We start from the raw sequence: 14,780 nt of genomic DNA, 5'->3' as shown, positions 1-14,780 counted from the left end.
CGCAATGAAATAAAAAGGCCGACATGATGATGTCGGCCTTTTTTGTGCTTACAGGCTGCCGGAGCTGCGCTTGGTGCTTGGCGTCGGCGTAGAGGACACTGCGCGGCCGTCGTGGTTGGTGATGCGCGACAGGGTGTCGGTGCGCACCTGGAACGGCGGGTACGGCAGGGTAATGCCGTGTTCGCGGTAGCCGGCCAGGATCAACTGGTGCATCTCGTGGCGCAGCGGCATACGGTGCCCCATCTCGGCGGCGTAGATACGCAGTTCAAAGATCTGGATACCCTGCTGCAGATCGACCAGATAGACCTCCGGCGGCGGGTTATCCAGCACCAGCGAGCAGCGATGGGAGGCGTCGGTGAGGATTTTGGTCACCTCCTCGCTGTTGGCTTCCGCCGGCGCCGGTACGGTCAGCACCACGCGGGTGATGGCGTCGGACAGCGACCAGTTGACGAACTGTTCGGTGATAAACGCCTTGTTCGGCACGATGATCTCTTTGCGGTCCCAGTCGGAAATCGTGGTGGCGCGGGTATTGATCTTGGTGACGCTGCCGGTCAGGTTGCGGATCGTGACGGTATCGCCGATGCGGATCGGTTTTTCAAACAGAATGATCAGGCCGGAGATGAAGTTGGAGAAGATCTCCTGCATGCCGAAGCCGAGGCCGAAGGTCAGAGCGGTGACCACCCACTGCAGTTTCGACCATTCGATGCCGATCCAGGAGAAACTGAGGATAGCGCCGAACAGCAACAGCAGATATTTGGTGATGGTGGTAATGGCGTAACCGGTGCCGGGAGACAGATCCAGATGCTGCAGCACCGCCAGTTCCAGCAGCGCGGGCAGATTGCGCACCAGTTGGGTAGTGACCATGATCACCAGCACCGCGATCAGCACTGCGCCAAGGGTGATCGACTGAACGCTGTCAATGCCGTTGCTGGTGGAGGTCACGTTCCACAGGGAGATGTTTTCCAGGAAAGCAAAGGCGGAATGGATCTCCGACCACAGGAAGATCACCGACACCAGCGCGATCATCGTCAGGATCGAACGCACCAGCCGCAGCGACTGGGCGCTGATCGCATCCAGATCGATTTCTGTCTCATCGACATCGACGGTGCCTTCATTACTGCCGGTAACGTGCGTATTGCCGGCTTCGTCTTCCCCGCGCGCGCGCTGGGCGAGAATCTCGGCGCGCCGCTGTTTGGCGCGGTCAAAGGCGATGCGTCGGCGCTGAATCAGCATCCAACGGCGGATGATGTGGTAGACCACCAACAGGAAGAACCAGATGGCGACCGAGGTTTCCAGACGCGCCAGCAGGGCCTGGGCGGTGGCGAGGTAGCCGATGGCGGCCGCCAGCGCTGCCAGCAGCGGCGCAGACATCAGTACGCCCCACAGCGCGGTGTTCACCATATTTTCGCCGGAGCCTTTCTTATCCAGATAGAGCGGGATACCGGCGCGCTTCAGGCTGCTGGTCACCAGCAGCAGGGCGACGCACAGCAGGATGAAGCACAGGCGTCCCAGCGTGTTGGAGAATTCGCGGTCGTTGAGGTTATCGAAGGTAATCAGCGCCATAATCAGCGGCACAATCAGCCAGATCGACATTTTGTAATAGCGCATGGCGCGGGAAACCTGCTGCGCCGGCCAGCCGAAGTGCACAATAAACAGCCCGCGCGGGTGGGCGAAGGTGGCGCTGATCATACAGACCCACAGGATTGGCAGGGTGGCGGTCACGCCGTCGCCGATCGCCACGGCGACCGGATAAGGCCAGGCATTTTGCAGGCCGAAGCCCAGCGCTGCCCACAGCACCGGCAGCGGCAGCGCCACCAGAATAGACCAGAAGACGTTGCGCAGGGTCAGATAGAACTGATCCTGAGTGACCTTGCCGACCTTACTGCTCGAACGTTCCAGAAATGCGTGATAGTGCTTGCGGGTGCTGATGCTGAATATCACCAGCAGCAGGGCGCCGAAAATGGGCACCAGCGTGCTACGGCTGGTCACCATCATCACAAAGGCGCTGCTCAGCTGAGCCAGGGTATCCAACGACAGCAGGCGGGTCAGATCGTGCGCCACGTTTATTGGGTAGGAGAGCGTCAGCGGGCTGACGTCCGGCACCCAGAACAGATAACGGTGGGTGGCGTCTTTGATCTCATTGAGCGCGTCGACCAGCTGCGTGTTGGCCACCTTCAGCTTGGTCAGCTCAAGAATTTGCGTATCGCAGCCGGACAGCAGGGAATTAAGTAGCTCGCGCTGGGTGCGCAGCTGCGCGTCGATAATCTGCTGCTGCCCCGGCGTCAGGTCGGAGCCGTCGTCCTGTTTAAGGCTTTGCGCGCGCTGCGGCAGTTTTTCCAGCTGGTTTTCAAACTGCAGGCGCTGCACGCGCAGCTGCGCCATATCGCTGTCCAGCTGCTGCGGTTTGGGCATTTCCGGCAGCGTCGACACCTGCGCGCGCAGCGTTTCGCCCAGCACCGGCGACGAACCCAGCCATTGCGCCTGCTCGATGATGGTGCTCATTGCCTGGCGCACCTGCAGGGTTTGCGAGGCGGCCTGGCGCTGCTGCGAAGAGATCAGATCCATGCGCTGCGCCTGGTTGTTCAGCGCGGTGGACAATTCACGGTTGATTTGCAGCTGTTCGCTGATGCTTTTCGGCAGCTCGCCGCTCTGTTCGGCCAGCTGTTCGGTTTTTTTCAGCGCCAGTTCGGCTTCGCGCTGACGCTGGTTATTCAGGTTATTGCGCAGCGCCTGCAGCTGAATATCCAGCTTTTCATGGCGCTTTTTAAATACTTCGGCACGCATGCGCGCCAGCTCCTGCCGGTTGTTGGCTGACAGCTGTGCAAGATCCAGTTCATTGACCTTGGCCTTGCGCGCGGCGGATTCGGTCTGCAGCAGATACAGCTGCGCCAGCGCCTGCGGTTTGGTCGGGTTTGGCGGCAGCGCCTGCAGGCGGCGCTGGGTTTCCGTCAGTGCGCGCCGGGCCTCGGTCTGTTGCTGTGGCAACTGGCCGAGTGAGTCGCTGATCTCGCGCGAACGGTCCTGCTCCTGCTGCATCAGGCGCGCCTGTTCCAACAGCTGGCTACTGGTCTGCAGAATTTGCTGTTCCAGCTCGCTGGTAGGCAGATTGTCGCCGTTCGGCAGGATTTTGGCGCTTTCGACCGTTAACTGACGGCGCAGCTGCTGCGCCATCTTGGGAAAGTCGTCGATCACTTTCTGATACTGTTCCGTACGCGTCAGGGATTCTGTGCGTTCGGCCAGCCGGTTGAGGGCGCTTTGCAGCGCCTCAACCGTTTCCGCCTGATTGGGTGCGTTCTTGTTGCTTTCTGCCTGTTTCAGCTCCTGTTTGAGCTGTGACTCGCTAGGCAGCGCCGCCGCCAGCGCCGGCTGAGCCAGTAAACAACCGAGCAATAACGTGGTGATAATCAGGCGCACGGCATCATTCCTTTAGGTTTGCGGCGCTTCTGCCGCGTCACGCGCGGTAGCCGCTTCGGCAAAGGCTTCGCCCATACGGGTCACGGTGCCGTTGTTCAGGCGCGGTTCGAAATGCACGCTGTTGGCGGTAAACAGGTTGATCACCGTCGACCCCAGCTTAAAGCGGCCCATTTCAGCGCCTTTTGCCAGCGTAATGGCGTCGTCTTCACCGGCCGCCGGATAGGTCCAGCGCTTGATAATGCCTTCGCGCGGCGGGGTGACGGTGCCGGCCCAGACGGTTTCAATACTGCCGACGATGGTGGCGCCGACCAAAATTTGCGCCATCGGCCCGAACGCCGTGTCGAAGACGCAGATCACGCGTTCATTACGGGCGAACAGGTTAGGCACGTTGGCGGCGGTCAGCGGGTTGACCGAGAACAGGTCACCCGGTACGTAGATCATTTCGCGCAGCACGCCGTCGCACGGCATATGCACGCGGTGATAGTCTCGCGGCGCCAGATAGGTGGTGGCGAACAGGCCGTTGCGGAAGGTGTCCGTCAACTGATAGTTACCGGCCAGCAGCGCCTCCAGGCTGTAGTGATGCCCCTTGGCCTGGAAGATTTGATCGTCGCGGATCAGGCCAAGCTGGCTGATGGCGCCGTCAGCCGGCAGCGCCAGCACGTTGGCTTCGCTGACGACGGGACGCGCGCCGTCGCGCAGCGGGCGTACAAAGAATTCGTTGAAGGTGGCGTATGAGGTCAAATCCGGGTTCTGCGCTTCCTGCATATCCACGCGGTAATAGCGGGCGAACAGTTTTACCACCTGCTGTGTCAGCCAGCCGGCCTCTTTGTCTGCGCCCCAGCCGGCCAGACGGGTCAGCGCCAACTTCGGCAGCCAGTATTGTAATTTGATTTTGATGCTATCCAGCACGTTAACCTCTTAAAAAGGGGGTAAAAGGCGCGCATTGTAACGACCCGCAGATCGCTGTCAACGTTCGCCCGATTGCGTTAACCGTTGGCGTCCAGCAGGTTCTTGCGAACCTTGACCTGCGCCATACTTTCCAGAATACGGTGATAGTTATCGAACCGCTCTTCGGCGATGTCGCCGCGCTCCACCGCCGCGCGGAGGGCGCAGCCGGGATCGTTGTCGTGTTTGCAGTCGCGGAATTTACAGCCGCCCAGATAATCGCGGAACTCGACGAAACCCTGGGTGATCTGTTCCGGCTCCAGGTGCCACAGGCCAAACTCGCGCACCCCCGGCGAGTCGATAACATCGCCGCCGTGCTGGAAATGGTACAGCCGCGCCGCGGTGGTGGTGTGCTGGCCGAGGCCGGAGACATCGGAAACGTTATTCACCAGAATCTGTTCGTCGGACGGCGGCAGCAGGGCGTTCAGCAGGCTGGATTTCCCTACGCCTGACTGCCCGGCGAAAATACTGATGCGCCCCGCCAGCGCCTGCTCGAATTCCGCCATGCCTTCGCGGGTACGGCTGGAAACCTCCAGCACCCGGTAGCCGATGCGGCGGTAAATATCCATCATGCCGTCAACCAGCTGGCGCGCTTCATCATCCAGCAGGTCGATTTTGTTCAGCACGATCAGCGGCTCGACATCCAGCGTTTCGCAGGCGACCAGATAACGATCGATAATGTTCAGCGACAGTTCCGGCAGGATCGCCGAGACGATCACGATCTGATCGATATTGGCGGCGATCGGTTTGACGCCGTCGTAAAAATCCGGGCGCGTCAGCACCGAGCTGCGCTCATGCACAGCTTCGACGATGCCTTTTACTCCTTCATGGTTGCCAAGGCCGGGACGCCAGACTACGCGGTCGCCGGTCACCAGCGAACGCAGGGTGCGACGAATATTGCAGCGATGCTGGCTACCGTCTGCTGCTTCAACGTCGGCGTGCATGCCAAAGCGGCTGATGACGATCCCCTCTTGCGGTTCACCCAATTGGCTATCGTCCAGTTCCGGTTTGTTATCAGTGCGCTTCAGGCGACGCTGATGGTTCGCCTGCACACGGCGTTGTTGACCTTTAGACAGTTTGTTTTTGCTCACTGCGCCTCACTCTTCGGCTTTATATCGCTCTATCGCTCGTTGCGACTAAAAAGACTATGATACACGCTATTTTATATTAAATAACCGTTGTTGGCTGCCGCGCGCCGTTGCGGAATATTTGCCGCCGCCGGCCGGCGCAGGGTTGTCTTGGAGCTTACAGGCAGGAACTATCATGACCGCAAACGAAAATAACCTGATTTGGATCGATCTGGAAATGACCGGTTTGGATCCCGAGCGTGACCGCATTATCGAGATTGCAACGCTGGTGACGGACGCCAATCTGAACATCCTGGCGGAAGGGCCGGTGATCGCCGTGCATCAGTCAGACGAACAGCTGGCGCTCATGGATGACTGGAACGTGCGCACCCACACCGGCAGCGGGCTGGTGGAACGGGTGAAGGCCAGCACCGTTGACGACCGGGCAGCGGAACTGGCGACCATTGCGTTTCTTGAGCAGTGGGTGCCGGCGGGCAAATCGCCGATTTGCGGCAACAGCGTGGGCCAGGACCGGCGTTTTCTGTTCCGTTATATGCCGTTGCTGGAAGCCTACTTCCACTACCGCTATCTGGATGTCAGCACGCTGAAGGAGTTGGCGCGCCGCTGGAAGCCGGAAATTCTGGCCGGCTTTAAAAAGCAGGGCACCCATCAGGCGCTGGACGATATCCGTGAGTCGGTGGCGGAGCTGGCCTATTACCGCGAGCATTTTATTCAGCTGTAAGCTGCAGATAGCCGTTAGACGTTCAGAAAATGCCGCTTTTCGCCGCTTAATTCGCCACATTGGCGCATTAAGCAGCAATCAAACAAAAAAAGCGATTTTTTGCGTTTAGGGGCTTGCGGCAAAAAGGAATTCTCGTATAATGCGCACCCCGTACCGATGAAGAATTTCGAAAAGTTCAGCTATCGATACGACGCGGGAATAGCTCAGTTGGTAGAGCGCAACCTTGCCAAGGTTGAGGTCGCGAGTTCGAGCCTCGTTTCCCGCTCCAAATTCAGCAATGTCGCACTATGCGGCATGATGAGTAACAAGCAGTAACCAGCAGTAACCATGCGACGCGGGAATAGCTCAGTTGGTAGAGCGCAACCTTGCCAAGGTTGAGGTCGCGAGTTCGAGCCTCGTTTCCCGCTCCAAAATTTCAAAGGCCATCTTCATTTTTGGCCGGATGCTGTAAAGCATCTCTTGTGTGCGGGAATAGCTCAGTTGGTAGAGCGCAACCTTGCCAAGGTTGAGGTCGCGAGTTCGAGCCTCGTTTCCCGCTCCAATTTTCTCCCCCTGAATGAACCCATACCGCCTGAAAAGGTGCGGTAACGCGTCTTCTCTCTTATCCTTGCGAAAAATCTTGTAAACAGAGTTATCCACAGGCTGGATGGGTAATACCTCTTGGATAAAAAAACAACGTTACCAGAATGAAATATTTATCTTTTTGATATTAAAGAATATTTATTAATTTGAAAACGTTATCCCGATCACTTGCTCTTTTTGTGACGTTTGAAAGACAACGGGTTTTTATTTTTATACACAAGTCCACAGGTGACCTTCAGGACTGGCCGATAGGTCTGCCATTGGCATTAGGCATCTCTGGGTAATCCTTTTTCCACAGCGCGTATTAACCGTTTTTTCTGCGGGCTTTGTACTTCAATGCGGTGTTCGGTACGGCGGGCGAGCTGCTGTTGCAGCGCCCACTCGATATGTTCATCCAGCAGTTCGCTTTGCCCCAGCCGCGTGCGCAGGGCGCTGAGAATCGCTTCCTGATACGGCGCATTGCCGAGCGCAACGGCAATGTTACGCAACCAACGCAAATGGCCGATGCGGCGAATCGCCGAGCCTTCGGTGATGCGCAGAAATTTCTCTTCACTCCAGGAAAACAGATCGATCAGCTGCGGAGCGTGCAGCGCCGCGCGCGGGCTGAAATCTGTTTCGTCGGTCAGCTGTGAGAAACGGTTCCACGGGCAAATCAGCTGGCAGTCGTCGCAGCCGTAAATACGGTTGCCCATGAGCGGGCGAAACTCTTCCGGAATGGCGCCTTCCAACTCAATGGTCAGATAAGAGATACAGCGCCGGGCGTCAACGGTATATGGCTCGACGATGGCGCCGGTCGGGCAGGTGGTGATACAGGCCACACAGCGTCCGCACTGCTCTTCCTGAGGCTGGTCGACCGGCAGAGGCAGATCCACGAGCAGTTCACCGAGGAAGAACCATGAACCGGCTTCCCGATTGAGAATTAGCGAGTGCTTACCAACCCAGCCAATCCCGGCTTTGGCGGCTAACGGGCGCTCCATAATCGGCGCCGAATCGACAAACGGACGAAAATTCAGTTCGCCGCAATACTGCTGGATCTGTTCGCCGAGTTTTTTCAGGCGCTGACGCAGCAGTTTGTGATAATCACGCCCCAGTGCATAGCGGCTGACATAGCCGAGCTGCGGATTGTTCAGCGTGCTGGCGAACGCCGCTTTGGCCGGCAGGTAGTTCATGCGCACGCTGATCACCCGCAGAGTGCCGGGCAGCAGCTCATGCGGCCGGGCGCGCAGCATGCCGTGGCGCGCCATCCATTCCATCTCGCCGTGGTACTGCTTATCAAGCCACGCCTGCAATTTGGGCTCTTCTGCGCTCAGATCGGTATCGCAGATACCAACCTGCTGGAATCCTAGCGATTGCCCCCATTGCTTGATATGTTGGGCGAGTTGATTGAGATCGAGAGGGTGTGTCATGACGGGCCATAGTGAGAAACAATACGCTGTCAGTTTACCACACTCTGTCTGGCCTGCGGACTGGATCCGACAGGCGGAGCCGTTAGCGGCGGCGGCGGCCGGGATATCGCTGTACGAACTGATGCTGCGTGCAGGCCGGGCGGCTTACCAACTGGCTTGCGATCGCTATCCGACTGCGCGTCATTGGCTGGTGCTGTGCGGGCATGGCAATAACGGCGGTGATGGCTATGTGGTCGCGCGTCTGGCCACCGAAGCCGGCGTGCGGGTGACGCTGATCGCCAGCACAGGTTCGCGCCCCTTGCCAGAGGAGGCAGCGGCGGCGCGCCAGGCCTGGCTGGATGCCGGCGGTCTGGAACTGGCGAGCGACAGCCGCTGGCCGGCGGATATCGACCTGATCATCGATGGCCTGCTGGGCAGCGGGCTGACGAGCGCGCCGCGTGCGCCGGTGGCGGCATTAATCGAGGCGGCCAATCACAGCGGGCTGCCGATTGTGGCGCTGGATATTCCCTCCGGACTGCTGGCGGCCAGCGGCGCGGTTCCCGGTGCGGCGATCCGCGCCGCGCACACCATCACCTTTATCGGATTGAAGCCGGGCCTGCTGACCGGCCAGGCGCGCGATTGGGTCGGGCAACTTCATCAGAGTACGCTAGGATTATCTGACTGGCTGGCACAGCAACCGGTGCAGATTCAGCGCGTTAGTGCGCCCGATCTGGCGGGATGGCTGCCACCGCGCCGTCCGTGTTCTCATAAAGGCGAACACGGGCGCCTGCTGTTGGTCGGTGGCGATCGCGGCTTTGGCGGTGCGATACGTATGGCCGCTGAAGCGGCGCTGCGCAGCGGTGCAGGTCTTGTGCGAGTACTTACTCACTATGAGCATGTGGCGCCGCTGCTGACGGCGCGTCCCGAGCTGATGGTGCAAGCGCTGGATGACGAGGCCCTGCAGCGGGCGCAGGCGTGGGCTGATGTCACGGTAATTGGCCCGGGTCTTGGGCAGGAGGCGTGGGGTCAGAATGCGCTGAAAGTTCTCCAATCCAGCGATAAACCAACATTATGGGATGCTGATGCGCTTAACCTGCTGGCATTAAATCCCGAGAAGCGTCAGAATCGTGTTATTACGCCGCATCCCGGCGAAGCGGCGCGGCTGTTGGGCTGTAGCACCGCTGACATTGAAAGTGATCGCTTACTTGCCGTGCGACGTTTGGCGGCGGAGTATGGCGGCGTTGCGGTGCTGAAAGGCGCGGGGACGCTGATCGCCGATGAGCACGGCGCGATGGCGATTGCCGATGTCGGCAACCCAGGTATGGCGTCCGGCGGTATGGGCGACGTGCTGGCGGGTATTATCGGCGGATTGCTGGCGCAAAAGCTCTCGCTGTATGATGCCGCCTGCGCCGGTTGTGTGGTCCACGGCGTTGCCGCAGATAGCGTGGCGGAAAAACAGGGCACCAGAGGGTTGCTGGCGACCGATTTACTGCCGGCGATCCCCTATTACGTTAATCCTCAGTTGGCAAAATAGATATTATCGAATGAAAGAACTCGTGTTACCTCTGCCGGATGAGGCAGCGACGGTTGAATTGGGAGCCGCGTTGGCGCAGGCGTGCGATCGGGCCAGCGTCATTTACCTGTATGGGGATTTGGGCGCCGGTAAAACGACCTTCAGCCGCGGTTTCCTGCAGGCGCTGGGCCATCAGGGCAATGTGAAAAGCCCGACCTATACGCTGGTGGAGCCTTATGCTCTGGAGCCGCTGTCGGTTTATCACTTTGATCTGTATCGGCTGGCCGATCCTGAAGAACTCGAATTTATGGGCATTCGCGACTACTTCGCGCAGAATGCCATTTGCCTGGTGGAATGGCCGCAGCAGGGCGCGGGTGTCTTGCCGCCGCCGGATTTGGCGCTGCATCTGAGCTACCAGGATCAAGGCCGGGAAGCGCGTCTGGACGCACTGTCCGACTATGGCAGCCAACTCATCGACCGAATCCACGGGTAACAGGGATGACGCCAACATGATGTATGGACTAAAGAAAATCCTCGGCATGGCGCTGATCGTCGCGATGGGGCTGTTTGGCCCGTCGTTGGCGCAGGCGGCGTCATCGTCGCTGGCGGATATCAAAGTCACCAACGCCCAGCGCGAGGCGACCGTCGCGGTCAGCTTTAACGGCCCGCCGGCCTATGCGTTCTTCCCGCTGCACGGGCCGGAGCGCGTAGTGCTGGACGTCAATCAGAGCGGCAAAGTCAGCGGCCTGCCGCTTAACTTCAGCGGCCAGAATCTGGTGAAACGCATCCGCTCCAGCGCGCCGAAAGACGCGCAGAGCGTGCGCCTGGTGTTTGAGCTGACGCAGCGCGCGAAAACCCGCGCGGTCACGCGGCAGAACGGCAACGTGTATACCGTGGTGTTTACCATTGCCGCCACGGGCAGCAATAACGTTGTGCGCCAGGCGCCCGCGCCGGCGGCCAGTAAGCCGCTGGCCAGTAAACCGCTGGTGACGAAAACAGAAGAACCGGTGCGCCATGTGGCGTCTACCCGCTCATCCGGCAGCAATCCGTTCAAGGAAAAACCGACCGTGGTAGCCGGCACAGCAACGGCGGAAACGCCGCGCAGCAGCCGCGTGTCCGCCGGTTCGGGCAACCGCGTCGTGGTGGCGATCGACGCCGGCCACGGCGGCCAGGATCCCGGCGCGCTGGGGCAAAACGGGTTGCGTGAAAAGAACGTAACCATTGCCGTTGCCCGCCGTTTGGAGACGTTGCTGGAGAAAGATCCGATGTTCAAACCGGTGCTGACGCGTACCGGCGACTATTTTGTGTCGGTAATGGGGCGTTCGGAAGTGGCGCGTAAGCAAGGGGCTAATGTGCTGGTGTCGATCCACGCGGACTCGGCGCCAAACCGAAGAGCGACCGGTGCGTCAGTATGGGTGTTGAATAACCGCCGTGCCAACAGTGAAATGGCCAACTGGCTGGAACAGCATGAGAAACAGTCCGAGCTGCTGGGCGGCGCGGGCGATCTGCTGGCCAGCAATCAGGCCGATCCGTATCTCAGCCAGGCGGTGCTGGACTTGCAGTTCGGCCATTCGCAGCGCGTGGGCTATGATGTGGCGGTGAAGGTGCTGAGTGAAATGCAGACTATCGGCGTGCTGCACAAGAGCCGTCCGCAGCCGGCCAGTCTTGGCGTGCTGCGCTCGCCGGATATTCCTTCCCTGCTGGTGGAAACCGGCTTTATCAGCAACCCTTCGGAGGAGCGACTGCTGGGCAGTAGCGACTATCAGGAAAAGCTAGCCAAGGCGATTCATCGCGGTCTGCGCAGCTACTTCCTGTCGCATCCGCTACAAGCCGACCCAAAGGTGGAAAACCGACCGCTGGACGTCGCAGCGGCGGTTAACACGGCTTCACCAGACGTTAGCAGCAGTTACCGGGGTAAAACGCAGATTCACGTTGTGCGCAGAGGGGAAACGCTCTCTGCAATTGCCCGCCGTTACGGCACCAGCATGACGGCGTTGCATAACCTCAATAAATTGAAGAAAGACGGCGTATGGGTAGGACAGCGCCTGAAAGTGCCGGCGGCGGGCGCCGCTGCCGGCAGTCAGCACATCGCCAAAACGCACGGCGGCGTGAGCAAACCGTCGCGGCATAAAGTGGTGCGCGGTGATACGCTGTCTTCTATTGCCGTACATTATGGCGTTAGCGTCAGTGCCCTGAAAAGCGCCAATCGCCTGAAGTCGGACGTCGCGCCGCTGGATCGGACGCTGACCATTCCGCATACCTGAACCATCAAGGGGAACCCGCATGTCAATCCAGGTGTTACCGCCACAGCTTGCCAACCAGATCGCCGCCGGAGAAGTGGTTGAGCGGCCTGCGTCGGTCGTGAAAGAGCTGGTGGAGAACAGCCTGGATGCCGGGGCCACGCGCATTGATATTGAGATTGAACGCGGCGGCGCCAAGCTGATCCGTATTCGCGATAACGGCTGCGGTATTGGTAAGGAAGAGCTGGCGCTGGCGCTGGCGCGGCACGCCACCAGTAAAATCACCACCCTCGACGATCTGGAAGCGATCGTTAGCCTGGGCTTTCGCGGCGAAGCGCTGGCCAGTATCAGCTCGGTATCGCGCCTGACGCTGACTTCGCGCACTGCCCAGCAGCAGGAAGCCTGGCAGGCTTATGCCGAAGGGCGCGAGCAGGCGGTGACGGTCAAGCCGGCGGCGCATCCGATAGGCAGCACGCTGGAGGTGCTGGATCTGTTTTACAATACGCCGGCGCGGCGTAAATTCATGCGCACCGAAAAAACCGAATTCGGCCATATCGACGAAGTGGTGCGACGCATTGCGCTGGCGCGTTTCGATGTGGCAATCACGCTCAGTCACAATGGCAAGCTGATGCGTCAGTATCGTGCGGCGAAAGAAGAGAGCCAGCATGAACGCCGTCTTGCCAGCATCTGCGGCCCGGCGTTTTTACAGCATGCGCTGGCGGTTTCCTGGCAGCACGGCGATTTAACCATCCGCGGCTGGGTGGCGGCCCCTGCAGGTGCGCGGGCGCTTGGCGATATGCAGTACTGCTACGTCAACAGCCGGATGATGCGCGACCGGCTGATCAACCACGCGATCCGCCAGGCGTATCAGGACCAGCTGCAGGATGAGCAGCAGCCGGCATACGTGCTGTATCTGGACGTCGATCCGCATCAGGTGGACGTCAACGTGCATCCCGCCAAGCATGAGGTGCGTTTTCATCAGGCGCGTTTGGTGCATGATTTTATCTATCAGGCGGTGACTACGGTGCTGCAGCAGGTGGGGCAGGAGCCGTTGCCGCTGTCGGAAGAAGCGGAGCAGCAGGAGCCCGCGCCGGCCTGGCAGCCGGAAAACCGCGTCGCCGCCGGCGGCAATCACTTTTCTCAGCCCGTGCCAGAGAGCGCGCCACGGCGTGAAACGGCATCTTCCGCACCGGTGCGTGAGCGTGCGCCGCAGGGCTATCACGGCGGCGCCGGCTACCAGAAGCGTGAAGGCGAGCTGTATGGGCGCCTGATGCAGGCGACGCCTGAACCGGCGCCGGCCGCTGCCAAAGAGAAACCGCTGCTGTTCCCGTCGGCGAAAACGACACAGGTACCGCAGGAGCCGGCATTGGCCGGCAGCCAGCATGGTTTCGGCCGGGTATTGATGGTGTACCCGCCGTGCTACGCGCTGATGGAGCAGCAACAGCGTCTGTCGTTGCTGAACCTGCCGGTGGCCGAGCGCTGGCTGCGCCAGGCGCAGCTGACGCCGCCGGAAGAGGGGCTGCGCCCGCAGCCGCTGCTGATCCCGGTAAAACTGACGCTGGAAAAGGCGGAGGTTGCCGCCTGCACGGCGCATCAGGCGCTGCTGGTGAAAATGGGGATGGAGCTGCAGGTCGATCACGGGCGTGTGACGTTGCGCGCAGTGCCTTTACCGTTACGCCAACAAAATTTACAAAAGTTGATTCCGGAACTGTTAGGCTATCTGGCCGACCATAAAGCGATGTCGCCTGAGGTGCTGGCCACCTGGTTTGCCCGCCATCTTGGCAGTGAACATGAACAGTGGAACGCCTCGCAAGCGATACAATTACTGACCGACGTTGAACGACTTTGCCCGCAGCTGGTCAAAGCGCCACCGAGCGGTCTCTTACAACCTGTTGATTTACAGGCTGCACTGGCAGCCCTTACACATGACTGAAACAGCAATAACGCCGCGGCCTCCGGCGATTTTTATCATGGGGCCGACAGCGTCGGGCAAGACCGCATTGGCGATGGCGCTGCGCGAGCAGCTGCCGGTAGAGCTGATTAGCGTCGATTCGGCGCTGATTTATCGCGGGATGGATATCGGCACCGCCAAGCCGAGCGCCGAAGAACTGGCGCAGGCGCCGCATCGGCTGATAGATATCCGCGATCCCGCTGAGGCGTATTCCGCCGCGGACTTTCGCGCCGACGCGCTGAAAGAGATGGCCGAGATTACCGCCGCCGGGCGCATTCCGCTGCTGGTGGGTGGCACCATGCTGTATTTCAAGGCGTTGCTGGAGGGGCTTTCCCCGCTGCCGTCCGCTGATGCGGCGGTGCGTGAACGTATTGAACAGCAGGCGGCGGAGCAAGGTTGGGAGGCGCTGCACCAGCAGTTACATCAGATAGATCCGGTAGCGGCGTTAAGAATTCATCCGAATGATCCGCAGAGACTGACCAGAGCACTGGAAGTTTTTTTTATTTCGGGTAAAACTTTAACGGAACTGACTAAAATTTCGGGTGAATCGTTGCCGTATCATGTTCACCAATTTGCGATAGCGCCGAACAGCCGTGAGTTGTTACATCAACGCATTGAGCTGCGGTTCCATCAAATGTTGGCGGCAGGTTTTGAGACGGAAGCGCGCGCACTTTTCGCGCGGGGTGATTTGCATACGGATTTGCCTTCCATTCGCTGTGTCGGTTACCGCCAGATGTGGTCATATTTGTCTGGCGAAATTAGTTACGATGAAATGGTTTATCGTGGTATTTGCGCAACGCGTCAGTTGGCCAAACGTCAAATGACCTGGTTACGGGGCTGGGAGTCAGTCCGCTGGCTGGACAGCGAAAAGCCGGGAGAGGCTTTGGCGTCGGTGACACAGGTTGTTAGTGCATAGGCTGATTGATTGTGTACAATTGATG

Annotated in this window: 10 protein-coding genes and 3 tRNA genes; 9 read left to right on the top strand and 4 right to left on the bottom strand. The window is 59.6% G+C overall.

What is annotated here, in order from left to right:
• Positions 1–48 precede the first annotated feature (48 nt).
• The 3 genes from mscM to rsgA form a co-directional block, all read right to left on the bottom strand.
• The gene (gene mscM, locus HF675_RS21850) at positions 49–3,414 is read right to left on the bottom strand and encodes a miniconductance mechanosensitive channel MscM (RefSeq protein WP_105229471.1); all 3,366 of its coding nucleotides are present in this window, start codon (positions 3,412–3,414) and stop codon (positions 49–51) included.
• Between the two features lie 12 nt (positions 3,415–3,426).
• Positions 3,427–4,323 (bottom strand): archaetidylserine decarboxylase, encoded by an 897-nt coding sequence (asd, locus tag HF675_RS21845; protein WP_187043785.1) that lies wholly within the window; start codon positions 4,321–4,323, stop codon positions 3,427–3,429.
• Positions 4,324–4,400: 77 nt separating this feature from the next.
• Positions 4,401–5,450: a small ribosomal subunit biogenesis GTPase RsgA gene (gene rsgA / locus HF675_RS21840; protein ID WP_105229473.1), complete on the bottom strand. Its 1,050-nt coding sequence runs from the start codon at positions 5,448–5,450 to the stop codon at positions 4,401–4,403.
• A 172-nt stretch (positions 5,451–5,622) separates the two neighbouring features.
• On the opposite strand from rsgA, the gene orn reads away from it, so the two are divergent.
• The 4 genes from orn to HF675_RS21820 all read left to right on the top strand — a co-directional run bounded on the left by orn (position 5,623) and on the right by HF675_RS21820 (position 6,709).
• The gene (orn, locus tag HF675_RS21835; RefSeq protein ID WP_105229474.1) at positions 5,623–6,168 is read left to right on the top strand and encodes an oligoribonuclease; all 546 of its coding nucleotides are present in this window, start codon (positions 5,623–5,625) and stop codon (positions 6,166–6,168) included.
• Between the two features lie 192 nt (positions 6,169–6,360).
• Positions 6,361–6,436: transfer RNA gene (locus tag HF675_RS21830), tRNA-Gly, on the top strand.
• A 66-nt stretch (positions 6,437–6,502) separates the two neighbouring features.
• A tRNA-Gly gene (locus HF675_RS21825) sits at positions 6,503–6,578 on the top strand.
• A 55-nt stretch (positions 6,579–6,633) separates the two neighbouring features.
• A tRNA-Gly gene (locus HF675_RS21820) sits at positions 6,634–6,709 on the top strand.
• A 307-nt stretch (positions 6,710–7,016) separates the two neighbouring features.
• On the opposite strand, the gene queG is transcribed toward HF675_RS21820, so the two are convergent.
• Positions 7,017–8,156, bottom strand: a complete 1,140-nt coding sequence (gene queG, locus HF675_RS21815) for a tRNA epoxyqueuosine(34) reductase QueG (protein ID WP_105229475.1) — start codon at positions 8,154–8,156, stop codon at positions 7,017–7,019.
• Here queG and nnr point away from each other — a divergent pair.
• From nnr to miaA, 5 genes are read left to right on the top strand one after another with little or no spacing between them, the layout of a single operon-like run.
• On the top strand, positions 8,155–9,669 hold the full coding sequence (gene nnr, locus HF675_RS21810) for a bifunctional ADP-dependent NAD(P)H-hydrate dehydratase/NAD(P)H-hydrate epimerase (RefSeq protein ID WP_187043784.1): 1,515 nt from the start codon (positions 8,155–8,157) through the stop codon (positions 9,667–9,669). The genes queG and nnr overlap by 2 nt on opposite strands.
• Before the next feature lie 10 nt (positions 9,670–9,679).
• A complete protein-coding gene (gene tsaE / locus HF675_RS21805; RefSeq protein WP_105229477.1) occupies positions 9,680–10,141 on the top strand; it encodes a tRNA (adenosine(37)-N6)-threonylcarbamoyltransferase complex ATPase subunit type 1 TsaE in 462 nt (153 codons plus the stop codon).
• A 16-nt stretch (positions 10,142–10,157) separates the two neighbouring features.
• A complete protein-coding gene (gene amiB, locus HF675_RS21800) occupies positions 10,158–11,912 on the top strand; it encodes an N-acetylmuramoyl-L-alanine amidase AmiB (protein WP_187043783.1) in 1,755 nt (584 codons plus the stop codon).
• Positions 11,913–11,931: 19 nt separating this feature from the next.
• On the top strand, positions 11,932–13,821 hold the full coding sequence (mutL, locus tag HF675_RS21795) for a DNA mismatch repair endonuclease MutL (protein ID WP_187043782.1): 1,890 nt from the start codon (positions 11,932–11,934) through the stop codon (positions 13,819–13,821).
• A complete protein-coding gene (gene miaA, locus HF675_RS21790; RefSeq protein ID WP_105229480.1) occupies positions 13,814–14,755 on the top strand; it encodes a tRNA (adenosine(37)-N6)-dimethylallyltransferase MiaA in 942 nt (313 codons plus the stop codon). The genes mutL and miaA overlap by 8 nt, the downstream gene beginning before the upstream one ends.
• The last annotated feature ends 25 nt before the right edge of the window (positions 14,756–14,780 follow it).

Origin of the sequence: Serratia sp. JUb9 (genome assembly GCF_014298095.1) — a bacterium.
Classification (GTDB): domain Bacteria; phylum Pseudomonadota; class Gammaproteobacteria; order Enterobacterales; family Enterobacteriaceae; genus Serratia_B; species Serratia_B rhizosphaerae.
The sequence above is the reverse complement of the archived record's forward strand: the minus strand, read 5'-3'. Positions and strand labels throughout refer to the sequence as shown.

Bases quoted from the DNA above. Each gene is read 5' to 3' on its own strand.
- orn (WP_105229474.1), top strand. From the start codon at position 5,623: ATGACCGCAAACGAAAATAACCTGATTTGGATCGATCTGGAAATGACC.
- nnr (WP_187043784.1), top strand. From the start codon at position 8,155: ATGACGGGCCATAGTGAGAAACAATACGCTGTCAGTTTACCACACTCT.
- queG (WP_105229475.1), bottom strand. From the start codon at position 8,156: ATGACACACCCTCTCGATCTCAATCAACTCGCCCAACATATCAAGCAA.
- tsaE (WP_105229477.1), top strand. From the start codon at position 9,680: ATGAAAGAACTCGTGTTACCTCTGCCGGATGAGGCAGCGACGGTTGAA.
- amiB (WP_187043783.1), top strand. From the start codon at position 10,158: ATGATGTATGGACTAAAGAAAATCCTCGGCATGGCGCTGATCGTCGCG.
- mutL (WP_187043782.1), top strand. From the start codon at position 11,932: ATGTCAATCCAGGTGTTACCGCCACAGCTTGCCAACCAGATCGCCGCC.
- miaA (WP_105229480.1), top strand. From the start codon at position 13,814: ATGACTGAAACAGCAATAACGCCGCGGCCTCCGGCGATTTTTATCATG.